Origin of the sequence: Chromobacterium alkanivorans (genome assembly GCF_016937655.1) — a bacterium.
Taxonomy (GTDB): domain Bacteria; phylum Pseudomonadota; class Gammaproteobacteria; order Burkholderiales; family Chromobacteriaceae; genus Chromobacterium; species Chromobacterium alkanivorans.
Window position 1 is genome coordinate 88,282 of sequence record NZ_JAFHKL010000007.1, and the last position, 25,767, is coordinate 114,048.

Consider the following 25,767-nt stretch of genomic DNA (forward strand, 5'->3'; position numbering starts at 1 on the left):
CCTGCTTGCCGACAACCGCTCCTTATGCTGACAATGTCATTTCCTTGAGCAACTAGGCGAAGACAGATGGTGGAGATCAGAACCATGCGGGCGACGGACGCCGTCGCGGTGGCGCGGCTATGCCTGGATCTGGGTTACGAGGCGACGGAAGCGGAAATCAGCGAGCGCTTCGCCAGGCTGACAACGCTGGCGGACAATCAGGTCTGGGTGGCCGAGCAAGACGGCGTCGCGCAGGGCTGGGCGCACTGCCGCTGCGCGCACTCGCTGCAAGCGTCGCCGGCGGTCGAGATCGTCGGCATCGTGGTGAGCCCGTCCTGCCAGGGACAGGGCATCGGGCGGCGATTGCTCAGCGCTTGCGAAGCCTGGGCCTTGCAGCGCGGTTATCGGGCCGTCCGACTGCGTTCCAACATTCAACGCGTGGAGGCCCACGCCTTCTATCGTCATCTTGCTTATCGGCAACAGAAAACCAGCCACAGCTTTGTCTTGGATCTGGCGGACCGCCAATGAACGGCCGCCGATGAGGTTTATCCACAGGAGACGCTTGCCATGACGGCTTTTCCCGCGCCGCTGCGACCCGGGGACCGCGTCGCCGTCACCGCGGTGTCCTCCGGCGTGCCTCCGGTCTTGCACGGGCAGCTGGATCGCGCGCTGCAATGTCTGCGCGATCAGGGCTGGCAGGTGGTGGAGGGCGCTTGCCTGCGCGGCGAATCCCAGGACGCCAGCGCGCCGGCCGCCGAGCGGCTGGCGGAGTTGAACCGTTTTCTGTTCGATCCGACGATACGCGCCATCCTGCCGCCCTGGGGCGGCGAACGGGCGATGGAATTGCTGGCCGGCATCGATTTTTTCGCCTTGGCGCGGCTGCCGCCCAAATGGCTGGCCGGGTTTTCCGATATTTCCACCCTGCTGGCGCCGCTGACCCTGTTGGCGGGCTGGGCGACGCTGCACGGGCCGAATCTGTTCGATCTGGGCGATCCGCAGCGCGCGGAGGAGAATTCGGCGCTGCTGCATGCCTTGCGCCACGGTTTGCCGCCGCCGCAAGGCCATTACAAGGCGTTTTGGCGTTGGGACGCTCCCGGAGAGCGCTATCCGTCCGAACTGCGCGTGCTGGGCGCGCAAAAGGCCCGCATCGCCGGCCGCTTGATAGGCGGCTGCCTGGACACCCTCAGCCGCTTGCAGGGCAGCCCTTACTTCGACTTGCGCGCGTTCAAGCGGGAACCGGTGCTGCTTTACCTGGAAAACTGCGAGCTGAGGCCTTGCGAGCTGCTGCGCGCCTTGCTGGGACTGAGGCTGTCCGGCGCGCTGGACGGCTTGAGCGGGCTGGTGTTGGGCCGCAGCAGCGGGCCGGACGCCGCCGACGCGAACGCGCTGAGCTACCGTCAGGCGGTGGAGGCGGCTTTGGATGGGCTGTCTTGCCCGGTGGTGGTGGACGCCGACATCGGCCATCTGCCGCCGCAATGGACCTTGATGAACGGCGCCTGGGCCGAACTGGAAGTGGACGCCGGCCAGGCAACGCTGCGTTTTACGAAAGGATGAGCATGAGTTGGCAATATCGTTTGGCCGGAGCGGGGGATGTGGACGCGTTGCGGGCACTGATCATGGAGCATGGGCCCAATCCGTGGAACTGGCTGCCGGAAGACGGCGTGGAGCATAGCTTGCGCCAGGTGGCGGAGGGAGAGGCCTGGGCGGCCTTGTTCGAGCGCGACGGCCTGCTGGGCGCCGCCATCCTGTACCGGCTGCACGACGCGTTTCCCCTGCATCGGCCGGCCGGCGTCGCGACGGAGCAAGCCGGTTACATCATGGAGGCGGTGGTACGGCGCGATCAGGCCGGGCAGGGCCTGGGCAGCTTGCTGTTGCAACAGGCCTGCGACGATCTGGCGGCGCGCGGCGCGTATTGGGTGGTGGCGGACCGCCATGAGGAAAACGCCGCGTCCGGCGGCATGATGCGCAAGGCGGGTTTCGCCGAGCTGGCCAGCTTCGACGATCCGGAACGCCGCGCCGGCGGCAGCCGCCGCAGCACGGTGTGCGGACGACGGGTGGGGTGAGCGGGGGTTTAGCCGTTTTCGCCTTGGCTCAGCTTCTTTGCGAGGTGTTGTTAGCGGTTCTTAGATGCCGTCGTCGGCCGGCAAGGCCGCCGGCGGGGTCGGCAGCCGGGTCACCAGGATCTTATCGACCCGGGTTTTGTCCATGTCCACCACTTCGAAGCTGAAGCCGTTCCAGTCGAAACGGTCGGTGACGCTGGGTACCCGGCCCAGCTGGAACATCACCATGCCGCCCAGGGTGTGGATGTTGCCGCCGGCTTCTCCGGGCAGCGTCTCGGCAATGTCGAAGCACTCCTTGAAGCGGTCCAGCGACAGCATGCCGTCTATCAGCCAGCTGCCGTCCTCACGCTGGGCGATGTCGTCGTTTTCAGCGCTGATGGCCGGCATGTCGCCGACGATGGCTTCAAGAACGTCGTTCATCGTCACCAGGCCTTCCAGCTCGCCGTATTCGTCCACCACCAGGGCCATGTGATGGCGGGTCTGCTTGAACTGCTCCAGCAACTGCATCAGGGTGATCTTGGCGGGCACGTAGAGCGGCTGGGACAGTTCCGCGGCGACGTCGGGCCGCTGCCCGGCCAGCACGCGGTCCAGCACCCGTTTGGCGTGCAGCACGCCGACGATTTGCTCGACGCCGCCGCGGCAGACCGGGAAGTGGTTGAAATGGTGGCTTTGCAGCAGGCGGTGGTTCACTTCGGGCGCATCGTCCAGATCCAGCGCCACGATGTCCTTGCGCGGCGTCATCGCCGCCGCCACCTTGCGGTTGTCCAGCCGGAAGATATTGGTCACCAGCTCCTGTTCGGCGCGGTCGAACACCCCTTCGTCCGCGCCTTGTTCCATCAGCACCCGGATTTCCTCCTCGGTGATGGACGGATCGCTGCTCTTCTTGGCGCCCAACAGCCGCAGCAGGGCGTCGGTGCTGCGGCTCAAGGCCTGGACCAGCGGCGCGCTGAGCCGCGACAGCAGCAGCATGGGTCGCGCCAGCGCGGTGGCCACCGCCTCCGGGTTCAGCAGCGCCAGCCGCTTGGGCACCAGTTCGCCGAAAATCAGCGACAGCAGGGTGATGATGAACACCATCAGCGCCACCGACAGCGGCTTGCTGTACGGCGCCAGCAGCGGGAGATCCTGCAGCAGCCAACGCAGCTGTTCGGACAGCGCCGCCTCGCCGTAAACGCCGGACAGGATGCTGATCGAAGTGATGCCTATCTGCACCGTGGACAGGAAGCGGCTGGGATCGTTGGCCAGCTTCAGCGCGGCCTGGGCGCCGCGCTGGCCGTCGTCCGCGCGTTGCAACAGCCGGACTTTGCGAGAGGAGACGATGGCGATTTCCGCCATGGCGAACAGGCCATTGAGCAGGATCAGGCACAGCAGGACGAGAATTTCCACGGCGCTAACACGGGATAGGAGCGGGAGCCCTAGCTTAGGCCATGCCGGCGCGGCGGAAAAGAGTCAAACGGGCAGGGCGGCGGCATAGGGGGGCCGCCGGGCTGCTTTAAAACAGGCTGTTCTGCGGCGCCGGAGCGCCCCACTGCACGGCGCCGCGGCCGCGCGACAGCAGCCAGGCGTTGACTTGCGAAAAATGACGGCAGCCGTGGAAGCCGCGGCTGGCGGACAGCGGCGACGGATGGGCGGCGTCCAGCACCAGATGGCGGCTGGTGTCGATGCGTTCGGCCTTGGTCTTGGCCCAGTTGCCCCACAGCAGGAACACGCAGCCGGCGCTTTGCGCGTTGACGGCGTCGATCAGCGCGTCGCTGACCATTTGCCAGCCCAGTTTGGCGTGGCTGCCGGCCTTGTCCCGCTCCACGGTGAACACGCTGTTGAGCAGCAGCACGCCTTGCTGCGCCCAGTGGGTCAGGTCGCCGCTATTGGGCACGCCGCAGCCCAGGTCCGCCGCCAGTTCCTTGTACAGATTGCGCAGGCTGGGCGGCACCCGCACGCCGGGCGGCACCGAGAAAGACAAGCCCATCGCCTCGCCGTCGCCGTGGTAGGGGTCTTGCCCCAGGATCACCACGCGCACATCGGCCGGCGCGGCGAAGGTCAGCGCGTTGAAGGTCAGCGGCGCCGGCGGGAACAGAGTTTTGCCCTGCGTTTGCTGGGCTTGCAGTTCCCGGTCGATGCCGGCCAATTGCTGTTGAATGGCCGGCGTTGACAACACTTGCTCCCAGGCGGGATGAACGCGGGCCAGGGCGGGAGACAGGTAAGACAATGCTTGCATGGAAGATTCGGGTTCTAGCTATCGTGAGGGAATTGGAATCCGGCGGGCCGGTTTCGTTCCATGAAAAAGCCGTTCCCGCGGGAACGGCTGGCGACGACGACGCATGGCGGTGGGCTCAGTAGCGCGCCATTTGCGGATCCACTTCCGCGGCCCAAGCCTCCACGCCGCCGGCCAGGCTCAGCACCTGTTCGAAGCCGGCGTCCAGCAGGAAGCGCGCCACGTGCGCGCTGCGCACGCCATGGTGGCAGATCACCACGATGGGCGCGTCCGGCAGCTCGCTCATGCGCAGCGGGATCAGATTCATCGGGATGTGCAGCGAGCCGGGAATCATGCACAGCTGCACTTCCCACGCTTCGCGCACGTCCAGCAGCAGCGGAGCCTCGGCGGCGGTGTCGGCCAGCGCCGCCGCCAGATCGCGGGCGCGGATTTCCTGGACCATCAAAACGCGAAGCGTTCCGGTTCCACCGCTTCCGCCTTGGCCAGGCGGGCGATACAGGTTTCGAACAGGCCGGTTTCGCTGAAGCTGGCTTCGGTTTCGCGCTTGATCAGCTTGCAGGTCATCACCGGCAGATCGCCCGCCACCATGATCAGGCGGCCGCCGACGGCCAGCTGGTCTTTCAGTTCCTGCGGCACCACCGGCAGCGAACCGCCAACCACGATCACGTCGAACGGCGCTTGCTGCGGCAGGCCCAGCACGCCGTCGCCTTCCACCAGGGTCACGTTGGCGATGCCGGCCTGCTTCAGGTTGGCGGCCGCGGTTTCGCGCTGGGCGGGGTCGATTTCCACGCTGTAGACGTGTTGGCCCATCTTGGCCAGCAAGGCGGTCAGGTAGCCGCTGCCGGTGCCGATTTCCAGGATCTTGTCCTGGGCCTGGACGGCGGCGTCCTGAACCAGGCGCGCTTCCATTTTGGGCTGCAGCATGAAGCTGCCGTTGGGCAGCGGCAGTTCGGTGTCGACAAAGGCCAGGCTGCGTTTGTCGGCGGCGACGAACTGTTCGCGTTTCACGTGAAACAGCAGGTCCAGCACGTTAGTGTCAAGTACGTCCCACGGACGAATCTGCTGCTCGACCATGTTGAAACGGGCATTCTCAAAATCCATCAGCTCACTCCGGAGGGGCTTGCCGCCGCAGGAAAAACGCGGCGGCGTGTCATGGCGATAACTTGCGATTATCCCACATTTGCCGTACCTTCACAGCATCGCTAGGGGTCCTGCGCGACGGTCGACAAGATGATCCATATCCTTGAAAGGATAGGATAATCGTTAAAGATTGTTGCGCTGGTGAGAAACACCCTTGGAACCTGACCCGGATAATACCGGCGTAGGGAAGCGCAACTTGCTGTAGGTCCGGTTTTATCGACGCTGGATCGTCCGCAGCCCGCCTATCCGGCGGCTCGCTCCTTGCGCCATTCATCGACTATTGGAGAATCGCCCGATGAACGCGCCCGCAACGCCCAAACCTTCCATGGTGGTGGATACCGCCGCCATTCAGCCCTTGCCCAATTCCCGCAAGATCCACGTCGTCGGCAGCCGGCCGGACATCCGCGTGCCGATGCGCGAGATCAGCCAGAACGACACGCCCACCCAGTTCGGCGGCGAGGCCAACCCGCCCATCACCGTCTACGACACCAGCGGCCCGTACACCGATCCGGACGCGCGCATCGACATCCAGAGCGGCCTGGCGCCGCTGCGCGCCGACTGGATCGCCGAGCGCGGCGACTGTGAGCGGCTTGCCGGCCTGTCCAGCGAATACGGCCGCGCCCGCGAGGCCGACCCCAAGCTGGCCGAGCTGCGCTTCAACCTGACGCGTCAGCCGCGCCGGGCGCTGCCGGGCCGCAATGTCAGCCAGATGCATTACGCGCGCCGCGGCATCGTCACGCCGGAAATGGAGTTCGTCGCCATCCGCGAGAACCTGCGGCGCCGCGAATACCTGGACTCGCTGCGCGCGGCCGGCGGCAAGAACAGCCGGCTGGTGGAGTTGATGGCGCGCCAGCATCCGGGCCAGGCCTACGGCGCGGCGCTGCCGGAGGAGATCACGCCGGAGTTCGTGCGCGCCGAGATCGCCGCCGGCCGCGCCATCCTGCCGGCCAACATCAATCACCCCGAATCCGAGCCCATGATCATAGGCCGCAATTTCCTGGTCAAAATCAACGGCAATATCGGCAATAGCGCGGTAACGTCTTCGATCAGCGAAGAAGTGGACAAGATGACCTGGGGCATACGCTGGGGCGCGGACACCATCATGGACCTGTCCACCGGCAAGAACATTCATGAAACCCGGGAATGGATCATCCGCAATTCGCCGGTGCCCATCGGCACGGTGCCGATTTACCAGGCGCTGGAGAAAGTGGGCGGCAAGGCCGAAGACCTGAACTGGGAGATCTTCCGCGATACCTTGATCGAGCAGGCGGAGCAGGGCGTCGATTACTTCACCATCCACGCCGGCGTATTGCTGCGCTATGTGCCGATGACCGCCGGCCGCATGACCGGCATCGTGTCGCGCGGCGGCTCCATCATGGCCAAATGGTGTCTGGCCCATCATCGCGAGAACTTCCTCTACACCCATTTCGAGGACATCTGCGAGATCATGAAGGCCTACGACGTGGCCTTCAGCCTGGGCGACGGCCTGCGGCCGGGCAGCGTCTGGGACGCCAACGACGAGGCGCAGCTGTCGGAATTGAAGACCCTGGGCGAGCTGACCGCCATCGCCTGGAAGCACGATGTGCAGGTGATGATAGAAGGCCCCGGCCATGTGCCGATGCAGTTGATCAAGGAGAATATGGACAAGGAGCTGGAGTGGTGCCACGAAGCGCCGTTCTACACCCTGGGGCCGCTGACCACCGACATCGCGCCCGGCTACGACCACATCACCTCGGCGATAGGCGCGGCGCAGATAGGCTGGTACGGCACCGCCATGCTGTGCTACGTGACCCAGAAGGAGCACCTGGGCCTGCCGGACAAGAACGACGTCAAGGAAGGCATCATCACCTACAAGCTGGCCGCCCACGCGGCCGACCTGGCCAAGGGCCATCCCGGCGCGCAGATCCGCGACAACGCGCTGTCCAAGGCGCGTTTCGAATTCCGCTGGGAAGACCAGTTCAATCTGGGCCTGGATCCGGACAAGGCGCGCGCCTTCCACGACGAAACCCTGCCCAAGGACAGCGCCAAGGTCGCGCATTTCTGCAGCATGTGCGGCCCGCATTTCTGCAGCATGAAGATCACTCAGGACGTGCGCGAATACGCGGCCAAGCAGGGCCTCAGCGATCAGGACGCGCTGCGGCGGGGAATGGAGGTCAAGTCGGTGGAGTTCCTGAAGGGCGGCTCCAAGCTCTACGACAAGGTGTGAGCGTGAACGGATGATCCAACGGCGGCCATGGCCGCCGTTTTTCATGACGCAAGGGCTAGCGGCGGCGTGGCCGATTCGGGTCTATCATCAGACATCCCCTCATAGGAGAAGCGCCATGGACACCAGCGAACATTCCCTGTCCGGGCTGTTCCGCCAGTTGGGCCTGGCCGACGAGCCCGCCGCCATCCGCGCCTTCATCGCCAGCCATCCGCTGCCGCGCAACGCCGTGCTGGCGGACGCGCCGTTCTGGACGCCGGCGCAGGCGGATTTCCTGCGCCAGGCTTTGGCCGAGGATGCGGACTGGAGCGAGGAGGTGGATGAGCTGGCGGTGTTGTTGCAGGTGGCTTAGACCCGCTAACAACACCCCTGATCCTGCGTTGCGCCTCCTTGTCGTACTACGGGTACTGCCTGCGTCGGCGCGCCTTGGCTCAGGTGCGCTGCGTGGCTTTGTTAGCGGCTCTTAGAACCTGTTTACGATCTGCTGCGCTGCGTGGAGCGTTACACGATGAGTACGCCTTCGAAATACTCATGTACCGTATGTACATTCCGATTTTTCAGCCGTTTTCGCCTTGTCTCGCTCTTGCTCGCGAGATCGTAAACACGTTCTTAGTGATTTAACGACCGCAACAACCCCCTCACCGTATTGGCGGCGTTGTCGGCGGCGATCTGCATGAAGGTGTCCATTTCATTGGCGTGTTCGCTGCCGCCGGCCAGATCCGACAGGCTGCGGAAGGCGATGAAGGGCACGCGGTTGGCGTGAGCCACCTGGGCCACCGCCGCGGTTTCCATATCCACCACCTGGGCCTGGTAAGTCTTGGCCAGATAATCGCGGTAGCCGGCGTTGTCCATGAAGATGGGGCCGGACAGGCCGTTGCCGCCGGCGACGATGCGCGGCGGCGCGGGCAGGCAGCGCTGGGCGGCGTCGCAGCCGCGCAGGGTGTCGGCCGGCAAGCCCTTGGCCAAGCGCAGTAATTCCGGGTCCACGTCAAACCAGAAGCGGGTTTCGCTGCCGCCGTCGGCGGTGGCCAGCTTGACGTCGCGCGGGTGGATCATGCCGTAGTTGGGACGCGCGGCCGGGTCCGCGTAAGGCGGCGGCGCGTAGCGGCCGGGCGCGGTTTCGCGCGCGTAGATCGCTTCGGCGTAATTGCCCCAGCGCCGCGGCACCGCCACGTCGCCAATGCGCAGCCGGTCGTCCACGCCGCCGGCGATGCCGCTGAACACGATGCGGCTCACATTGAAGCGGTCCAGCGCCAGCTGGGCGTTCATCGCCGCATTGCTCATGCTGACCCCGCTCATGAACAGCAGCACCGGCTGGCCCTCCAGTTGCGCGGTGGTGAAGCGCACGCCGTTGACGCGGTATTCGCGTTTGTCGGCGGCCTGGCTCAGCAGCAGGGTTTCCTCCGGACCAAACGCCGACACCACGGCGGTGCGCGGCGCCGCGTCGAGAACGGGAGCGGCGTGGACGGCGGCGCTCAGCGCCAGCAGCGCGCAAACAGATCGAATCTTGAATGCTTTCATGGTGAAAATCCGGATGGAAATGGAGTCGCGCCATGATAAACGGTTTTCGCGCCGAAACCGCGTTTCAAGTCAGCAAGAATCGGAATGCCAAACGGGTGGAATGGGCTGAGACTGAAGCCATTGCCGCGCCGAAGACCGGCGCAGGACTCATTCACTGTCAGGAGAAACCCCCATGAGCGCATTGATCAATAAAACCGCCATCGTCACCGGCGCCAGCTCCGGCATCGGCCTGGCGGCGGCCAAGCTGTTTGCGCGCGAAGGCGCGCGCGTGGTGTTGGTGGCGCGGCGCGCGGCCAAGCTGGACCGGCTGGTGTCGGAAATCGTCGCCGACGGCGGCCAGGCCGCGGCCTTGGCCGGCGATCTCACCTCGGAGGATTGCGCGCGGGAGGCGGTGGAACTGGCGCTGGATAGATTCGGCGGCCTGGACATCGCCTTCAATAACGCCGGCAGTCTGGGCGCCTTGGGCAGCCTGGATCAGGTGTCGCTGGACGGCTGGCGCGCGACGCTGGACAGCAATTTGAGCAGCGCCTTCCTGTGCGCCAAGCATCAGCTGCCGGCCTTGCTGCGCAGCGGCGGCGGTTCGATGATCTTCACCTCGTCCTTCGTCGGCTACGCCATCGGTTTCCCCGGCATGGCCGCTTACGCGGCCAGCAAGGCGGGGCTGGTGGGCCTGGCGCGCACCTTGGCGGCGGAATACGGCGCTCAGGGTTTGCGCGTCAACGCTTTGCTGCCGGGCGGCACCGACACCGAGATGGGCCGCGCGGCGGCGGCGACGGCGGAACAGCGCGAGATGGTGGCCGGCTTGCACGCGCTCAAGCGCATGGCGGCGCCGGAAGAGATTGCGCGCGCGGCCTTGTTCCTGGCATCGGACGCGTCCAGTTTCGTCACTGGCACTGCATTGATGGTGGATGGCGGGGTGTCGATCAGCAAGCTGTGATTCGCGCCGCTTCAAGCCTCGCTTAACGACGCGAAGTCAATGTTTAACCGCTTTTTTGGCGCTTTTGGCGATGTTTTTGGAGAAGTTTGTTGCCAAAGACATTGAATCCGCTATACGGATGATGGTTTAGAACGTGTTTACGATCTCGCGAGCTAAGGCGAGACAAGGCGTTGCGGCTGAGAAAGCGGAATGGTCAAGCGGTACATGAGCATTTCGAAGCTGTACTCACCGTGTAACGCTCCACGACGCGCAGCAGATCGTAAACAGGTTCTTAGAGCCGGCCCATTCGCGGCGCGCAGCACCCTAGGCGCGGCTATTCCCATCCCGCCGGATGTCGCCGGCTTGACGCTCTCCCGCTGCTCCCCAACAATAGCCCCCGCGCCGCAGCAATCGCGGCGCTCGGGATTGGTCTCCCGATTATGAGTTCTTACCGCGGATGCGCTGTTTCCACAGCGTATCCGTTGCCATTGCTTTGCCTATCCGGGCGGGCCATGGCAAGTGGCGCCCTGATGGGCGCGCCGGCTTTCGTAAGAACTCACCGGTAGACCAACTCTTGTCATGTGCCCGCCCTGCCGCTTTGCGGCTGGGCCCTTCTGCTCAGGAGGTTGCAAATGGTAAAGCTTGTCCGTCCGGTGCTAGGCATCGAACTCTCTCCACCCCCAGCTGAAACTCAAGACATCCGTCTGGATTCCGTATCCTCACTCCCGCCGCTAGGTCCGCGCTCGCGCTACCGCTTTGCCGGCCCCCACGCCAAAGACCTCAGCCTGCCCTTTATCCGCCGCATCGCAGGCCGCACTTATCCGCATTACTGGCAGCCAGCCGAAGCCAAGGATGAATTCGAGGCCTGCGCCTTGGGCCGGCAGTACGCCGCCCACCTGGCGCAGATGCTGAAGCTCAATCGCCAGCACTCGGCGCGCGGACTGTTGTTCCGCATCGCCAGCGATATGGATTTCCGCGACCGCGGCCACCGCCGCAGCATGTGCAAAAGCTTCTTCAATTATCTGGAGTTGCTGTTGAACCTGGGTGTGCAACAGGTCGATCTGGCGCAACACGTGGAGGCGGTGCAACGCTTCCACCTCAGCCTGGACGAGTTGGACACCTTGCAGCGGAAGCCACGGCGGAAGAAGAGGAGCTAAGCTGAGGAGGGGCAGCCAGCCCGGTGGGGCTGGCTGTTGGAACCGGTTTACGATCTGCTGCGCGTCGTGAGACGTGGCACGGTGAATGCGGCTTCGGAATGTTCATTTACTACTTGTAAACTCCGCTTCCTCAGCCGTTTTCGCCTTAGCTCTCGAGATCGTAAACACGTTCTTCAGAAGCGCGCCACCACCTTGCGTTTCACCGTGTAATCCGGCCGCAGGCTGGCTTCGCTGTCCATGAAGTAGCGGTTGCTGTCCAGCAGGAAGTGCGGGTCGTTCAGCTCTTCGGGATCGGCCCAGTCGCACAGCAGGTGGTAGAGCGCCTGGGCGCTGTGGCAGCGTTCCAGCGCCTGGCGGAACGGCCGCTCCGCGAACATGCGCGCGCAGCTGGCCAGCAGATGCAGGTGGGCTTCGCGGCTTTGCCGCGGCAACAGCAGCACCAGCGCGGTGTGCACCGGCTGCTGGTCGGGGGCGTCGAAGGCGATGGGGGTTTGCAGCCGCAGCAGCAAGGCGCGGGCTTCTTCCAGCCCATCGATGCGGGCGTGCGGCAGCGCCAGGCCATGGCCGAGCGCGGTGCTGCCGGCCTGTTCGCGCTCGCGCAGCGCCGCGGCCAGCGTCGGGCGGTGCAGCGCGTGGCGCTGGGCCAGCTGGGAGGCGGCGCATTCCAGCAGCGCGCTTCTATTGGGCAGGGCTTGATTGAGCAGGATGTCTTGCGGGCCGCAGAGGTCGGGCAGGGTCAGCATGGCGGATTTCTCCTTTGGCTAGGGGGGCGACCTCATCCTAGTCAGAGGGGGCTAAAGATCCGCTAAAGAAAGCGCGCGGCGGCATAAAAATGCCGCCAACGCGGCCGGCTTATTTCTGCTCGGTTTGCGGCTGCTCGGCCTTTTTCTCCTGGGCCTGCAGCGCGCCTTTGACGGCGGAGGCTTGCTCTTTCAGCTTGTCCACTTGTTCTTTCAGTTCCGGGCTCAGCGCGGCGGCGGCGGCGCCGGCCTGTTTGGCCGCGCCGATGGCGGCGCTGGCTTGTTCCTTGAGCTGGCCCAGCGGCGCGCTGCTGTCCTGCAGCGTGTTGTGAACCGTGCCGATGGCGCTGGAGGCGGATTCCTGCAATTGGTTGGTTTGCTTCTCGCTGCAAGCGGCCAGAGCCAGGGCGGAAGCGGCGGCGATCAAAAGCGTGGCGCGCATGTAAACGTCCTCGTTGGGGAAAATGCTGTATTGAGCGCTGGCGAAGGCCGAAGTTCCAGCGGTGGTTCCTGGCATCAAGGACAAGTGGTTCTTATGACTCTGTCTTGGCTGAGCCACAATGCGCGCATTGGGCGCGTGCGCGCCGCCACTGGAGATCTGCATGAGCGATACGCTTTCCATCCGCCCGTTGCGGGCCGAAGATTACGAGGCCTGGTTGCCGCTATGGCGCGGCTATCAGCGTTTTTACCAAGTGACGATGGACGAGGCCACGGTCGAGGGGACCTGGCGGCGCTATCTGCTGCCGGATCACGCGATGCGCGGCTGGCTGGCCTGGGACGGCGAGCGGGCGGTGGGGCTGGTGCACATCGTATTGCACCCCAGCAGCTGGACCCTGGGCGATTATTGCTATTTGCAGGATTTGTTCGTGGCCGAGGATTGCCGCGGCCTGGGCGCCGGGCGGCAACTGATCGAATGGGTGTACCGGTGGGCGCGCGAGCGCGAGTGTTCGCGGGTGTATTGGCTGACCCATGAGACCAACGCCACCGCGCGGCGGCTTTACGATCAGTTGGCGGAGAACCTGGGTTTTATCCAGTACCGCAAGCAGCTGACGTAGTTTTCAGGCGGTCAGCGCGGCCGCCAGCGTCCCCGGCGCGCGTTCCACGTGCAGCCGCGGCGCGCCGTGCCAGTCGGCCAGCTTTTGCAGCGCGGTCTTGAGGTCGGCGCTCAGCCGCGCGCTGTGGCGCACGCCGGGTTCGAGGTACAGCGCTTTGACCTCGAACACGCCCTGGGCGCGGTGGGCCTTGGCGTCCAGCCGGCCCACCAGCTTGCCGCGGTTGAGGATGGGCAGCACGAAATAGCCGTACTGGCGTTTGGGCGCCGGGGTATAGCATTCGATGCGGTAGTCGAAGTCGAACAGTTCCGACGCGCGCTTGCGGTCCCAGACCAGCGGGTCGAACGGCGACAGGATGGCGGTGGCGCTGGCCTTGAGCTCGCCGGCCGCGGCTCGCGGCAAATATTCCGCCAGGCCGGCGTCGACGAAGACGTCGTGCTGCCAGCCGTCGATGCGGGCCGGAATCAGCTCGCCGGCGTCGGCCATCTGGTGCAGCATGGCGTCGTAGCGGCCGCGCTTGAGCCGGTAGTAATCGGCCACCCAGCCGGCCTTGACCACGCCCAGCGCGCGGCAGCTGTTGCGCAGCATCCGCCATTGCGCCTGTTCCTCGGTGGGCAGGTCGCGCGCGTCGTCCCAGCCGGGCTTCACCCGCTCCGCCAGGTCGTAGACGCGCTGGAAATTGCGTCTTTCCTTTACCATCAGCCGCCCCAGCGTGAACAGCACTTCCAGGTGGCGCTTCTCCGGCTTCCAGTCCCACCAGCCGTTGCCCTTGCCGTCCTTGCGCTCGAAGTCCGCCGAACGCGCCGGACCGTTGGCGCGGATGCCTTCGACCAGCGCGTCGATGTCGGCGCGGTGCTGTTCCAGCCAGCGCAGCGAGAATTTCCAGCCCATCGCTTCCGGATTCAGCATGCGGTGGCGCAGCAGGCCGTAGTCCTCGGCGGGGACGAAGCAGGCTTCGTGCGCCCAGTATTCGAACAGCCGGCCTTCGGCCAGCAATTGGTCCAGCCAGGCCGGGTCGTAGGAGCCCAGCCGGCTGTGCAGCACCAGATAGGGGCTGCGCGCCACCACGTGGATGGTGTCGATCTGCAACAGCGCCATGCGGCGGACGGCGGCCAGCACGTCGGCCTTGCCGGCTTTGCGGCGCGGCGGGCTCAACAGGCCCTGGGCGGCCAGTTGCAGATGGCGGGCTTGCTGCGGCGACAGGTGCAAAATGGACATGGCATGGTCATCGGTAGGACAAGTGGATGACTATAACAAAATCCGTTTTGCGCGGGGATGAAGCTCGCGCGGATTCAGTCGCCGCGCGAGCGGGAGGGCGGGCCTGGCCCGGCCCGGCCCGGCCCGGTTCTCAGGGCTTGCTCTGGCCGGCGAAGAATTGCTTCACCAGCTGTTGATAACTGCCGTCCTGGCGCATTTTCTCCAAGGCCTGGTTGAAGCGTTGCAGCAGCGGCAGCTGGGGCGAGGTTTTGTTGATGGCGAGGTAAGTGGCCTTGCTGGCCAGGATGGCCGGCGCTATCGCCAGGTTGGAATAGGCGCCGTTTTGCATCCTGGCGTCCATCGCTTCCTGTATCGCCAGCACCGCGTCCAGATTGCCGCGCTGCAGCAGTTGCAGGTTCTGGCGGTCGGAATCGCCGTCGTAGGCGATGAAGCGCTTGTCGGCGCGGGCGCGGTCGAATTCGTCGCCGTAGCTCCAGCCGGCCATCACGCCGACGCGCTTATTGTCCAGATCGGCCAGGCCGCGGAATTCGATCGGGCGCTGGCGGAGATAGACCACCACGATGCGCTCCTGGTACAGCGGCAGGCTGAAGTCGTAGCGTTGTTCGCGGTTGACGGTTTTGTAGATGCCGGCCGCCGCCATCGCGTTGCGGTCCAGTTCGAACAGCGCGCGGCGCCAGGTCAGCGCTCGAAAGGCATGGGGGATGCCGGCCTTGTCGCAGACGGCGCTGACCAGGCGCGGGTACAGGCCGCCGACCCGCTCGTTCTCGCCGTACATGAACGGCGGCGCGTTGGCGTCCACCGCCACGGTCAGGGTTTCCGCTTCCTGCCCGCGGCAGGGCGCGGCCAGGCTAGCGCATAGCAGCAGCAAAGTCAGGCCGAGGCGGCGGATGCTAGCGGTCATCGAGGCGAATCCGGTGCGTGCTGATCAGCTAAGCATAGCCGCTGTCGCGGCCGACGGCGGGCAAACAAAAACGGAACCCGAGGGTTCCGTTTGTTTTGACGTTTAGTCGGCGCTCAAGGGTAGACGATGCGCAGCAGATTGGTGGTGCCCGGCGTGCCGAACGGCACCCCGGCGATGATCACCATCGGTTTGCCTTGCTCCGCCAGGCCCAGCTTGGTGGCGGCGAAGGTGGTCTTCACCACCATGTCTTCCAGGTTTTCCGCGTCCGGGCCGTTGTAGGCCACCACGCCCCAGACCAGGGTCAGCCGGCGCGCGGTGTCCAGCCGCGGCGAGATGCCGAGGATGGGGGTGTGCGGGCGCTCGCGCGCCAGCCGCAGGCAGGTGGAGCCGCTGGTGGTGAAGGCGGCGGACACGGTGACCGGCAGCAGCGAACCCACTTTGCGCACGCAGGCGGCGATGGCGTCGGCGCGGTCCGGCGCGTCGGCGGCGCTGTAGTCCAGCGCCATCACCCGGCGGTAATCCGGCGCGCTTTCCACGCGGCGGATCACCCGGTCCATGATGCGCACCGCTTCCAGCGGGAACTGGCCGGCGGCGGTTTCCGCCGACAGCATCACCGCGTCGGCGCCCTCGTAAACCGCGGTGGCCACGTCGTTGGCCTCGGCGCGGGTGGGGGTGGGCGCGGTGATCATCGATTCCAGCATCTGGGTGGCGACGATGACCGGGCGGCCCAGGTGGCGGCACTGGTGGACGATGCGGCGCTGCACCACCGGCACGTCTTCCGGCGGCAGCTCCACGCCCAGATCGCCGCGCGCCACCATTACCGCGTCGGCCAGTTCGGTGATGGCGTCCAGTTCGTCCACCGCCGACGGTTTTTCGATCTTGACCACGATGCCCAGTTTCTGGCCCACCAGTTCGCGCAGCTCGCGCACGTCGTTGGCGGTCTGCACGAAGGACAGCGCCAGCCAGTCCGCGCCTTCCTTCTGCGCGAATTCGGCGTCCAGCCTGTCCTTATCGGTGATGGCTGACAGCGGCAAGATGGTTTGCGGCAGATTGAAGCCCTTGCGGCTGGACAATTCGCCGCCCACTTCCACCCGGGTGGCGATGCGGCGTTCTTCCACTTGTTCCACGTGAAACGCCAATTTGCCGTCGTTGACTAGGATGCGGTGGCCGGGCTTGAGCGCGGCGAAGGCTTCCGGATGCGGCAGGCTGGCGCGTTGGGCGTCGCCGTCCACTTCGTCCAGCACGAAGTCGAATTTATCGCCGGTGTTCACTGTCGCCGGCACGGCGAACTGGCCGATGCGCAGCTTGGGTCCTTGCAGGTCCACCAACACGCCCAAGGGACGGCCGACGGCGGCTTCGGCGGCGCGGATGGAGGCCAGGCGCGCGCGGTGGTCGTCGTGATTGCCGTGGCTCATATTGAGGCGGAACACGTTCACGCCGGAGCGGGCCAGTTCCAGGATGATTTCGGGCGTGCTGGACGCCGGGCCCAGCGTGGCGAGGATTTTGGTATTGCGAAGCATGACAGTCCTTTATGCCCGGTCCGGCCGCGGCGTCGCGCGCGGCCGGGCATGGGCGGTGTTGTTTTGCCAATCACATCCGTGTGTCTTTCCATCGAGGCTGCGCCGCGCTTGATGGAACTGTCTGTCATGCTGCCACAGTCGGGCTGTAGCGGCTTGACTACGTAAGGCCGGCGGCGCGGAGAGCCGGAAAATGCGCGATCTGTGTGCGAATCCCGCCACGCGGCCGAGGTGAATGTTCGTTTTTTGCGCGTTTTACTCTCTTTGGCGGCAAGCGGGACGGGGCTCCGAAACGCTAGCCCAGGGTGGATCTTGGGACCAGAGCATTGTCATTTTATCTCCAGATAAAGACAAAAACTTTGTTGCAACACAGAGTCAGTGGAGAATCCTGGTGCTCAATGCGCTGCAACATAGGGTTTTTGCTCGATAACTTGCTGAAACGGCATCATTTGTAGTGGGGCGCTACAGGCGCTAAATCCTTGTCTTTATTGCTTTGCAGCATGGATTGGGGCGGTGTGGAAAGTCGTGATATTAAGATTTTTTTACGAAGAACGATTGACAAGCTTGGGCCGGGGCCTAGAATGGCTCGAAAATAAAACGAACGTCATAAGTACAAAAAGAAACATTATCAATAACTTGAGCGATGGAGCACGGTCCAGAACCGGCATCCGCCGCCGCATGCAACGAACGAACAGACACTAGGCCGCCCACCGGCTGAACAGGAGAAACCCTATGCAGGATCAATTCGTGTTGGCCTTGGATCAAGGCACCACCAGTTCTCGCGCCATTTTGTTTAATCGCAGCGGCGACATCGTATCGCTGGCGCAAAAGGAATTCCGTCAGATCTACCCGCAGCCGGGCTGGGTGGAACACGATCCGCAGGAAATCTGGGGCGGGCAGGTGGGCGTGGCGGCCGAGGCGGTGGCCAAGGCCGGCATCGACGGCCGCAGCATCGCCGCCATCGGCATCACCAATCAGCGCGAAACCACCATTGTGTGGGACCGCGAGACCGGCCACCCGGTGTACAACGCCATCGTCTGGCAGGACCGCCGCACCGCGGAATTCTGCGATGAATTGAAGGTGCGCGGCCTGGGCGAGTTGATCCGCTCCAAGACCGGCCTGCTGGTGGACGCTTATTTCTCCGGCAGCAAGATCAAGTGGATTCTGGACAATGTGCCGGGCGCGCGCGAACGCGCCCGCGACGGCAAGCTGGCCTTCGGCACCGTGGACAGCTGGCTGATCTGGAACTTCACCCACGGCAAGGTGCATGTCACCGACGTGTCCAACGCTTCGCGCACCATGCTCTACAACATCCACACCCTGGAATGGGACGCGGAGCTGCTGGACATCATGGGCGTGCCGGCCAGCATGCTGCCGGAGGTGAAAAGCTCCAGCGAAGTCTACGGCCACACCCACGCCACCCACCTGGGCGTGGAAATCCCGATCGCCGGCGTGGCCGGCGACCAGCAGGCGGCCTTGTTCGGCCAGCAATGCACTCGCCCCGGCATGGTGAAGAACACCTACGGCACCGGCTGCTTCATGATGCTGAACACCGGCGACGCGCCGATCGAATCCAAGAACAATCTGCTGACCACCATCGCCTGGAAGGTGGACGGCAAGGTGCAGTACGCGCTGGAAGGCTCCATCTTCATCGGCGGCGCGGTGGTCAAATGGCTGCGCGACGGCCTGGGCATCATCCGCCATTCCGCCGACGTGGGGCCGCTGGCGCAGGAAGTGGCCGACAGCGACGGCGTCTACCTGGTGCCGGCCTTCGCCGGCCTGGGCGCGCCACACTGGAACCCCAACGCGCGCGGCACCATCGTCGGCGCCACCCTGGGCACCAAGGCCGCCCACATCGCCCGCGCGGCGCTGGACAGCATCGCCTACCAGACCATGGACGTGCTCAAGGCGATGGAGGCCGACGCCGGCCTGGACATCGCCGAATTGCGCGTGGACGGCGGCGCCACCATCAACGAGCTGCTGATGCAGTTCCAGTCCGACATCCTGAGCGTGGACGTGGTGCGCCCAAGGATCACCGAAACCACTGCGCTGGGCGCCGCCTATCTGGCCGGCCTCGCCGTCGGCTACTGGAAGAACGTCGAAGACGTGCAGGGCCAGTGGCAGTTGGACCACCGCTTCAAGCCGCGGCTGGAAGCCGCGCAAGTGGCCGGCAAGGTCAAGGGCTGGCGGCGCGCGGTGAACGCCGCCAAGGTCTGGGCCGACGACGAACAGGCTTGACGCAAGGGTCCGTCTTGGACGCGACGACTGATATGCTCCGCCGCCAGGGCGCGGCGGACGCACTCCTTATCCGGAAGAAACGATCATGAATCCTTTAATGGGCGAATTCATCGGCACCGCCTTGCTGGTGCTGCTGGGCAACGGCGTGGTGGCCAATGTGCTGCTGAAAAACACCAAGGGCCACAATAGCGGCCTCATCGTCATCGCCTTCGGCTGGGCGATGGCGGTCTTCGTCGGCGTGTTCAGCGTGGCGGCGATCAGCGGCGCCCACCTGAACCCGGCGGTGTCGGTGGCGCTGGCGGTGGCCGGCAAGTTTCCTTGGGACAAAGTGCCCGGCTACGTGCTGGCGCAGATGCTGGGCGGCATGAGCGGCGCCGGCCTGATGTGGCTGATTTACCGCAAGCATTTCGACAGCACCGATTGCGCCGACACCAAGCTGGCCACCTTCTGCACCGGCCCGGCCATCCGCAGCCTGCCGGGCAATCTGGTGTCCGAAATCGTCGCCACCTTCGTGCTGGTGTTCGCCATCCTCAGCATGGTGGCGCCCAAGATGTCGCTGGGCGCCATCGACGCGCTGCCTGTCGCGCTGCTGGTGTTGGGCATCGGCGTGTCGCTGGGCGGCACCACCGGCTACGCGATGAGCCCGGCGCGCGATCTGGCGCCGCGCATCATGCACGCCATCCTGCCGATTCCCGGCAAACGCGACAGCGACTGGGGCTACGCCTGGGTGCCGGTGGTGGGCTCGCTGATCGGCGGCGCGCTGGCGGCCCTGGCCTATACCCTGTGATGCCTGGCCGGTTCTTTGGAGCCGACCGCAGTTTTCGCGCGGCGGCGCTTTAGCCGCCGCGTTTGTAATCCGGAGCCGACGCAGAGCGGACCGTAGTTGCCACACTAAAAAATGAGGTGTTCCCATGATCAGCATGTTCCGTCCGGCGGCGCATCAGCCGCTATTGCCCTCCTCTGAGCAAGACAGCTTGTATCGAAGACTGCGCTGGCAGATCTTCCTCGGCATCTTCATCGGCTACGCCGGTTATTACCTGGTGCGCAAGAACTTCTCGCTGGCCATGCCCTACCTGGTGGAGCAAGGCTATTCGCGCGGCGACCTGGGCTTCGCCATGTCCGGCGTCGCCATCGCCTACGGCATTTCCAAATTCCTGATGGGCGCGGTGTCGGACCGTTCCAATCCCCGCGTCTTCCTCAGCGTCGGCCTGATCCTGTCAGCCGCCGTCTTCCTCTTGATGGGCTTCGCCCCCTGGGCCACCTCCAGCGTCGGCATCATGTTCGTGCTGCTGTTCCTCAACGGCTGGTTCCAGGGCATGGGCTGGCCGGCCAGCGGCCGCACCATGGTGCACTGGTGGTCGCAGAAGGAGCGCGGCGGCATCGTGTCGATCTGGAACTGCGCGCATAACGTGGGCGGCGGTCTGATCGGCCCGCTGTTCATCCTGGGCATGGGCTGGTTCAACGATTGGCGCGCCGCCTTCTACGTGCCGGCCGCCGCCGCCATCGGCGTGGCCATCTTCGCCTACCTGACCATGCGCGACACCCCGCAGTCTTGCGGCCTGCCGCCGGTGGAGGCCTACAAGAACGACTACCCGGAAGACTACAACGCCAGCCACGAGCAAGAACTGAGCGCGCGCGACATCTTCAAGAAATACATCCTGCCCAACAAGCTGCTGTGGTACATCGCCTTCGCCAACGTCTTCATCTACCTGCTGCGCTACGGCGTGCTGGACTGGGCGCCCACCTATCTGAAAGAGGTCAAGCACTTCTCGGTGGATAAATCGTCTTGGGCCTACTTCCTGTACGAATGGGCCGGCATTCCCGGCACCCTGCTGTGCGGCTGGATGTCCGACAAGCTGTTCAAGGGCAACCGCGGCGCCACCGGCATGCTGTTCATGGCCCTGGTGACCGTGGCCACCGTGGTGTACTGGCTGAACCCGGCCGGCAACCCCACCGTGGACATGCTGGCGCTGATCGCCATCGGCTTCCTGATCTACGGCCCGGTGATGCTGGTGGGCCTGCACGCGCTGGAGCTGGCGCCGAAGAAAGCCGCCGGCACCGCCGCCGGCTTCACCGGCCTGTTCGGCTATCTGGGCGGCTCGGTGGCCGCCAACGCGGTGGTCGGCTACACCGTCGATCACTTCGGCTGGGACGGCGGCTTCATGCTGATGGTGGGCTCTTGCGTCGCCGCCATTGTGCTGTTGGCGCTGACCACCTGGCACGGACGCGGCCAGGACGCCGCCTTGAACCGCGGCTAGATCCCGCAGGGCCCGGCGCTGCCGGGCGCTTTACGAGGCGGCGACCCTGGTTGCCGCCTGTTTTTTTGCGTATTTCCGCGTTTAAGCAGTTAAAAAGACAAAATCGCGTGCTAACAACGTAAAAACGAAAGTGAAATGTTGTATTTTTGTTCGTTTATAATTATTCTGGGTAGGATGGCATCGTCGGCGCGCGGATGCGCGCGGGCGAGGGAACAACGACTCGAACTGGGTCCCCTGGAAGGAAGAGGCGAAAGATGGCAGTGGAGATTTACGACCTGATGGTGATCGGCGGCGGCATCAACGGCGCCGGCATCGCGCGCGACGCGGCCGGACGCGGCCTGTCGGTGATGCTGTGCGAAAAGGACGATCTGGCCTCGCACACCTCCTCCGCCAGCACCAAGCTGATCCACGGCGGCCTGCGCTATCTCGAATACTATGAATTCGGCCTGGTGCGCAAAGCGCTGCAAGAGCGCGAAGTGCTGCTCAAGGCCGCGCCGCACATCATCTGGCCGCTGCGCTTCGTGATGCCGCACGACAAGAACCAGCGTCCGGAATGGATGATACGCTGCGGCCTCTTCCTCTACGATCACCTGGCGCGCCGCGAAGTGCTGCCCGGCTCCGAAACCGTCAGCTTCGCCAGCCATCCGGCCGGCCAGCCGATCAAGCCGGCGTTCAAGCGCGGCTTCGTCTATTCCGACGGCTGGGTGCAGGACGCGCGGCTGGTGGTGCTCAACGCCAAGGACGCCGCCGAGCGCGGCGCGCGGGTGTTGACCCGCACTGCCTGCGTCGGCGCCCGCCGCGACGGCGAACACTGGCTGTGTGAGCTGCAGGCCGAAGACGGCAGCCGCAGCCAGGTGCGCGCCCGCGCGCTGGTCAACGCCGCCGGCCCGTGGGTGGAAAGCCTGATCAAGGACACGCTGGCCTTGCCGTCCAGCAAATCCATCCGCCTGGTCAAGGGCAGCCACATCGTGGTCAAGAAACTGTTCGACCACCCCTACGCCTACATCTTCCAGAACCCGGACAAGCGCATCATCTTCGCGATCCCCTACGAGCAGGATTTCACCCTGATCGGCACCACCGACGTGGAATACCGCGGCGATCCGGCCAAGGTGGCGATAGACGATCAGGAAGTGGCCTATCTGTGCCAGATGAGCAACCGCTACTTCCAGACCCAGATCAGCCCGGCCGACGTGCTGTCCACCTACTCCGGCGTGCGCCCGCTGCTGGACGACGAAGCCAGCAACGCGGCCAGCGTCACCCGCGACTACTCGCTGGAAATGGACCTGGACGGCGCGCCGCTGCTGTCGGTGTTCGGCGGCAAGATCACCACCTTCCGCAAGCTGGCGGAAGAGGCGGTGGACAAGCTGGCGCCGCTGCTGGGCAATGACAAGACCACCTGGACCGCCGACGCGCCGCTGCCGGGCGGCGACATGCCGGGCGCGGATTTCGAGCGTTTCCTGCAAGGCCTGCGCCAACAGCATCCGTGGCTGCCGGAAGCGCTGGCGCGCCGTTGGGCGCGCGCTTACGGCACCCGCGTGGCCAAGCTGATCGGCGCGGCCGCCGGCCTGGAGCAATTGGGCGCGGAACTGCTGCCCGGCTTGTACGAGGCCGAGCTGCGCTATCTGGCGGACGAGGAATGGGCGACGCGCAGCGAGGACATTCTGTGGCGCCGTTCCAAGCTCAAGCTGCACCTGCCGGCGCACGCCGCCGAGGTGATCGACGCCTGGTTGCTGGGCCAGAGCGCCGCGCGCGAGCAAAGGCTGACCGCCTGAGTTGACGCGGTTTTCACCCAGAACAGCCCGGCCTTGCGCCGGGCTTTGTCTTTGCCGGCCAAAACGGGCTTTAGCGGACTTATCCACAGCCGGAGCGGAAAGTGGGATTCATCCACAGCGCGGGCCCGCGGCCCGGTTTGAGCGCCCCTTGCCCGCTATTTCGGCCGGCTCGCTCCACCCTGCGCGGGCCTTGTCGCGCCAAAGCTGCTACTCTGTTCTCTCCTAGCCTGAAGCCAGGCGCGCAGCAAGACCGATGGGAGGCCTTATGTCCGTAAAACGTCCATTTCGTCGCCATGAGCATTCCGCCGACCAGGCGGAGTCGCTGCAGGAACCCGCCTTCGCCGTCTGCCTGCCGCCGCGTTTGCGTCTGTACTGCGCGGCGGTGCCGGCCGGCGCCGGCGAGCAAGAGGCGTACCGAATGGGCCGCGAGTTCGCCGGCCATTACATTGAACACGTGGCTCACCATCCCAGCGCTGCCGAGGATTCCTTGCTGGCGCGCATGGCGGAATACGCCGATTTCACCGCGGAAGGGCCGGAGGGCGAGTATTGGGCCGGCTTCTTCTCGCTGCTGGAAGAGGCGGTGCTCAGCGCCGCCGAATTCCTGGACGCGGACGGCAAGATGGGCGGCTCCATCCACTGAGCCCGCGCCGAGGACGGATTGAGCGAGCTCCGCTCGCCGGACCGCAAGGCGATTCAGTCTCGCTAATACCCCAGCAAAAAAACGCGTTTCCCCTTTGACCGCGGCGGGCCTATGCTGGAGCGGATTCAACCGTGGAAAGCCCGACGATGCAGATTGCCCTGAGCCCCGCCTTATTGTCCCGCCTGCCGCAGCTCCAGGTCAGCGGCCTGATCGCGCTGGATATAAACGCCGCCGCCTTGCCGGCGCGGCTGCCCGCGCTGCCGGAGCCGGAGCGCGATCTGGACGCCTTGCTGCAAGCGTGGAAACAGCTGTACAAGGACTTGCCCGGCGACAAGAAGGCGCGCTGTTCGCTGGAATACCTGGTCAAGGCGGCGCAGAAGGACAAGCTGCGCAGCATCCTGCCGCTGGTGGATTTGTACAACCAGGCGTCCTTGCTCAGCCTGAGCCCGTTTGGCGGCGAGGACATCGCCAAGCTGGGCGGCGTATTGCAATTGGACCTGGCCGCCGGCGACGAGCCTTTTCTGCCCTTGGGGCGCGATCAAACGGAAACGCCGCAGCCGGGCGAGGCGGTATGGCTCAATGGTGAGCGGCAGGTAGTGTGCCGTTGCCTGAACTGGCTGGAGTCGGACCTATTCAAGCTGGACGCCGGCAGCCGCGACGTGGTTTTCGTCAGCGAGCGGCCGGACAAGGGGTTTCCTTCCGGCGCGGCCGGCATGGACTGGCTGGCCGAGCAGCTGCGGCCGCATGCCGGGCGGCTGCTGCGTTTCGAGCTGGACGCGACGCGAACCCGCTTTGAGTTGGCTGCTGTGGATAAGGTGGCGTGAAGACGAAGGCTTGTGGATAAGCGGCATAAGCTTGTTTCTCAGAGCCTGTTCAAAGTCTCGCGAGCGAGGGCGAGACAAGGCGAAAACGAGCGAAAAAGCGGAATATACAAGTGGTACATGAGCATTTTGAGCTGGTTTTTAACGCCGTATCGCTGAAGCGCAGCAGACTTTGAACAGGTTCTCAGCCGGACGTCGTCGCGCGGCGATGAGGTGTTGTGGATAAAACGGCTGGACTAGGTTTTCCTGTGGGTAAATGAAAAAGGACGCGATTGCGTCCTTTTTGCTTATGCCTTGCCGCCGTTCACTCGGTCTCGGTTTGGAGCTGCGGCTGCGCCGCCAGCCGGGGCAGCGCCTGGTCCCGGGCGTCGAACAGATGACAGTGCTCGGCGTCCAGCGCCAGGCGGCAGGCGCTGCCTGCCGGCGGCGCGCTGTTCTGGCCGCCCAGTTTGACGGCGATGGGTTCGGTCACGCCGTCGGCCTGGACGTAGACGATCTGCACATCGCCCAGGTGTTCGACCAACTGCACCGTCGCCGCCACGCCGGCGTCGGCGAAGCGCAGGTGTTCGGCGCGCACGCCCAGGATGGTGGCGTCGCCGGCGTGGCCTTGAAACGGCAGGCTCAAGCGGTGGGCGCCGGGCAGTTCCAGCGTCAGGCCGTCCGGGCCGTCCGCGACGATGGCCGCTGGCAGGAAGTTCATCTTGGGCGAGCCGATGAAGCCGGCGACGAAGCGGTTGGCCGGGCGCTGGTACAGCTCCAGCGGCGTGCCCACCTGTTCGATGCGGCCGGCGTTGAACACGGCGATGCGGTCGCCCATGGTCATCGCCTCCACCTGGTCGTGGGTGACGTAGATCATGGTGCTGCCCAATTCCTTGTGCAGCCGCGCCAGCTCGATGCGCATCTGCACCCTGAGCGCGGCGTCCAGATTGGACAGCGGTTCGTCGAACAGAAACACCTCCGGTTTGCGCACGATGGCGCGGCCTATGGCCACGCGCTGGCGCTGGCCGCCGGACAGGGCCTTGGGCTTGCGGTCCAGCAGGTGTTCGATCTGCAGGGTCAGCGCGGCGCGGTGCACGGCGGCGGCGATGTCCTGCTTGCTCTTGCCGGCCAGCTTGAGGCCGAAGGCCATGTTTTCCCGCACCGTCATGTGCGGGTAGAGCGCGTAGCTCTGGAACACCATGGCCACGCCGCGCTTGGACGGCTGGATGTCGTTGGCCAGCTGGCCGCCTATCCACAGTTCGCCGGCGCTGATGTCTTCCAGGCCGGCGATCATGCGCATCATCGTGGATTTGCCGCAGCCGGACGGGCCGACGAAGACCATGAATTCGCCGTCGCGGACGGCGAGGTCCACGCCGTGGATGACCGCGTTGCCGTCGTCGTAGACTTTTTTAATATTGCTGAGCTTGAGGTGGGCCATATCGAGTC

General features: G+C 65.0%; 25 protein-coding genes and 1 riboswitch. Of the genes, 14 read left to right on the plus strand and 11 right to left on the minus strand.

The genetic code is table 11. The annotated features are described in order from the left end of the window. Positions 1-66: 66 nt before the first annotated feature. Genes JW897_RS13600 through JW897_RS13610 form a run of 3 tightly spaced genes read left to right on the plus strand, consistent with a single transcriptional unit; the run spans position 67 to position 2,042 of the window. Positions 67-507: a GNAT family N-acetyltransferase gene (locus JW897_RS13600; protein WP_205466525.1), complete on the plus strand. Its 441-nt coding sequence runs from the start codon at positions 67-69 to the stop codon at positions 505-507. 39 nt (positions 508-546) lie between these two features. Then, the gene (locus JW897_RS13605; protein ID WP_205466526.1) at positions 547-1,533 is read left to right on the plus strand and encodes a S66 family peptidase; all 987 of its coding nucleotides are present in this window, start codon (positions 547-549) and stop codon (positions 1,531-1,533) included. Positions 1,534-1,535: 2 nt separating this feature from the next. Beyond that, positions 1,536-2,042 carry a GNAT family N-acetyltransferase gene (locus JW897_RS13610; RefSeq protein ID WP_205466527.1) on the plus strand — a complete coding sequence of 169 codons (507 nt, stop codon included), beginning with the start codon at positions 1,536-1,538 and terminating at the stop codon, positions 2,040-2,042. Between the two features lie 60 nt (positions 2,043-2,102). Here JW897_RS13610 and JW897_RS13615 read toward each other — a convergent pair whose 3' ends face one another. The 4 genes from JW897_RS13615 to JW897_RS13630 form a co-directional block, all read right to left on the minus strand. After that, positions 2,103-3,422 carry a CNNM domain-containing protein gene (locus tag JW897_RS13615; RefSeq protein ID WP_205466529.1) on the minus strand — a complete coding sequence of 440 codons (1,320 nt, stop codon included), beginning with the start codon at positions 3,420-3,422 and terminating at the stop codon, positions 2,103-2,105. Positions 3,423-3,528: 106 nt separating this feature from the next. Continuing rightward, complete coding sequence (locus JW897_RS13620) at positions 3,529-4,251, minus strand: uracil-DNA glycosylase (RefSeq protein WP_205466531.1); 723 nt, start codon at positions 4,249-4,251, stop codon at positions 3,529-3,531. A gap of 115 nt (positions 4,252-4,366) precedes the next feature. Further along, on the minus strand, positions 4,367-4,690 hold the full coding sequence (locus tag JW897_RS13625) for a rhodanese-like domain-containing protein (protein ID WP_048412846.1): 324 nt from the start codon (positions 4,688-4,690) through the stop codon (positions 4,367-4,369). Then, a complete protein-coding gene (locus tag JW897_RS13630; RefSeq protein ID WP_205466533.1) occupies positions 4,690-5,349 on the minus strand; it encodes a protein-L-isoaspartate O-methyltransferase family protein in 660 nt (219 codons plus the stop codon). Before JW897_RS13630 ends, JW897_RS13625 begins: the two co-directional genes overlap by 1 nt. Before the next feature lie 93 nt (positions 5,350-5,442). Beyond that, positions 5,443-5,593: riboswitch (TPP riboswitch) on the plus strand. A gap of 120 nt (positions 5,594-5,713) precedes the next feature. Here JW897_RS13630 and thiC point away from each other — a divergent pair. Both thiC and JW897_RS13640 read left to right on the plus strand, forming a co-directional pair. Further along, a complete protein-coding gene (thiC, locus tag JW897_RS13635) occupies positions 5,714-7,594 on the plus strand; it encodes a phosphomethylpyrimidine synthase ThiC (protein ID WP_420837267.1) in 1,881 nt (626 codons plus the stop codon). A gap of 115 nt (positions 7,595-7,709) precedes the next feature. Continuing rightward, positions 7,710-7,943 carry a DUF2789 domain-containing protein gene (locus tag JW897_RS13640; RefSeq protein WP_048412849.1) on the plus strand — a complete coding sequence of 78 codons (234 nt, stop codon included), beginning with the start codon at positions 7,710-7,712 and terminating at the stop codon, positions 7,941-7,943. 257 nt (positions 7,944-8,200) lie between these two features. Here JW897_RS13640 and JW897_RS13645 read toward each other — a convergent pair whose 3' ends face one another. Beyond that, positions 8,201-9,112 (minus strand): 5'-methylthioadenosine/S-adenosylhomocysteine nucleosidase, encoded by a 912-nt coding sequence (locus JW897_RS13645; protein WP_205466536.1) that lies wholly within the window; start codon positions 9,110-9,112, stop codon positions 8,201-8,203. A 172-nt stretch (positions 9,113-9,284) separates the two neighbouring features. Here JW897_RS13645 and JW897_RS13650 point away from each other — a divergent pair, with 172 nt between their 5' ends. Then, the gene (locus JW897_RS13650; protein WP_205466538.1) at positions 9,285-10,049 is read left to right on the plus strand and encodes an SDR family oxidoreductase; all 765 of its coding nucleotides are present in this window, start codon (positions 9,285-9,287) and stop codon (positions 10,047-10,049) included. 611 nt (positions 10,050-10,660) lie between these two features. Further along, the gene (locus tag JW897_RS13655) at positions 10,661-11,185 is read left to right on the plus strand and encodes a hypothetical protein (RefSeq protein ID WP_205466539.1); all 525 of its coding nucleotides are present in this window, start codon (positions 10,661-10,663) and stop codon (positions 11,183-11,185) included. A gap of 173 nt (positions 11,186-11,358) precedes the next feature. On the opposite strand, the gene JW897_RS13660 is transcribed toward JW897_RS13655, so the two are convergent. Further along, positions 11,359-11,928, minus strand: coding sequence for a PTS sugar transporter subunit IIA (locus tag JW897_RS13660; RefSeq protein ID WP_053077215.1), 570 nt, complete (start codon positions 11,926-11,928; stop codon positions 11,359-11,361). Between the two features lie 109 nt (positions 11,929-12,037). After that, positions 12,038-12,367, minus strand: coding sequence for a hypothetical protein (locus JW897_RS13665; protein WP_048412922.1), 330 nt, complete (start codon positions 12,365-12,367; stop codon positions 12,038-12,040). Positions 12,368-12,527: 160 nt separating this feature from the next. Between JW897_RS13665 and JW897_RS13670 the strand changes: the two genes are divergently transcribed. Next, positions 12,528-12,980, plus strand: a complete 453-nt coding sequence (locus JW897_RS13670; RefSeq protein ID WP_205466541.1) for a GNAT family N-acetyltransferase — start codon at positions 12,528-12,530, stop codon at positions 12,978-12,980. Between the two features lie 3 nt (positions 12,981-12,983). Here JW897_RS13670 and JW897_RS13675 read toward each other — a convergent pair whose 3' ends face one another. The 3 genes from JW897_RS13675 to pyk all read right to left on the minus strand — a co-directional run bounded on the left by JW897_RS13675 (position 12,984) and on the right by pyk (position 16,616). Beyond that, the gene (locus tag JW897_RS13675) at positions 12,984-14,195 is read right to left on the minus strand and encodes a winged helix-turn-helix domain-containing protein (RefSeq protein ID WP_048412853.1); all 1,212 of its coding nucleotides are present in this window, start codon (positions 14,193-14,195) and stop codon (positions 12,984-12,986) included. Between the two features lie 130 nt (positions 14,196-14,325). Continuing rightward, positions 14,326-15,096 carry a substrate-binding periplasmic protein gene (locus JW897_RS13680; RefSeq protein ID WP_048412854.1) on the minus strand — a complete coding sequence of 257 codons (771 nt, stop codon included), beginning with the start codon at positions 15,094-15,096 and terminating at the stop codon, positions 14,326-14,328. Between the two features lie 113 nt (positions 15,097-15,209). After that, positions 15,210-16,616, minus strand: coding sequence for a pyruvate kinase (gene pyk / locus JW897_RS13685; protein WP_205466542.1), 1,407 nt, complete (start codon positions 16,614-16,616; stop codon positions 15,210-15,212). Positions 16,617-17,345: 729 nt separating this feature from the next. Here pyk and glpK point away from each other — a divergent pair. The 6 genes from glpK (at position 17,346) to JW897_RS13715 (ending at position 24,345) form a co-directional block, all read left to right on the plus strand. Then, a complete protein-coding gene (gene glpK, locus JW897_RS13690; protein WP_205466544.1) occupies positions 17,346-18,851 on the plus strand; it encodes a glycerol kinase GlpK in 1,506 nt (501 codons plus the stop codon). Between the two features lie 85 nt (positions 18,852-18,936). After that, positions 18,937-19,638 (plus strand): MIP/aquaporin family protein, encoded by a 702-nt coding sequence (locus JW897_RS13695; protein WP_048412857.1) that lies wholly within the window; start codon positions 18,937-18,939, stop codon positions 19,636-19,638. A 124-nt stretch (positions 19,639-19,762) separates the two neighbouring features. Further along, on the plus strand, positions 19,763-21,109 hold the full coding sequence (glpT, locus tag JW897_RS13700; protein ID WP_205466546.1) for a glycerol-3-phosphate transporter: 1,347 nt from the start codon (positions 19,763-19,765) through the stop codon (positions 21,107-21,109). 254 nt (positions 21,110-21,363) lie between these two features. Continuing rightward, a complete protein-coding gene (glpD, locus tag JW897_RS13705) occupies positions 21,364-22,881 on the plus strand; it encodes a glycerol-3-phosphate dehydrogenase (protein WP_205466547.1) in 1,518 nt (505 codons plus the stop codon). Positions 22,882-23,146: 265 nt separating this feature from the next. Beyond that, positions 23,147-23,521, plus strand: a complete 375-nt coding sequence (locus JW897_RS13710; protein WP_205466549.1) for a hypothetical protein — start codon at positions 23,147-23,149, stop codon at positions 23,519-23,521. 146 nt (positions 23,522-23,667) lie between these two features. Further along, on the plus strand, positions 23,668-24,345 hold the full coding sequence (locus JW897_RS13715) for a B3/B4 domain-containing protein (protein ID WP_205466550.1): 678 nt from the start codon (positions 23,668-23,670) through the stop codon (positions 24,343-24,345). Between the two features lie 301 nt (positions 24,346-24,646). On the opposite strand, the gene JW897_RS13720 is transcribed toward JW897_RS13715, so the two are convergent. Next, entirely contained in the window at positions 24,647-25,759 is a 1,113-nt protein-coding gene (locus JW897_RS13720; protein WP_205466552.1) for an ABC transporter ATP-binding protein, read from the minus strand. Between the last annotated feature and the right edge of the window lie 8 nt (positions 25,760-25,767).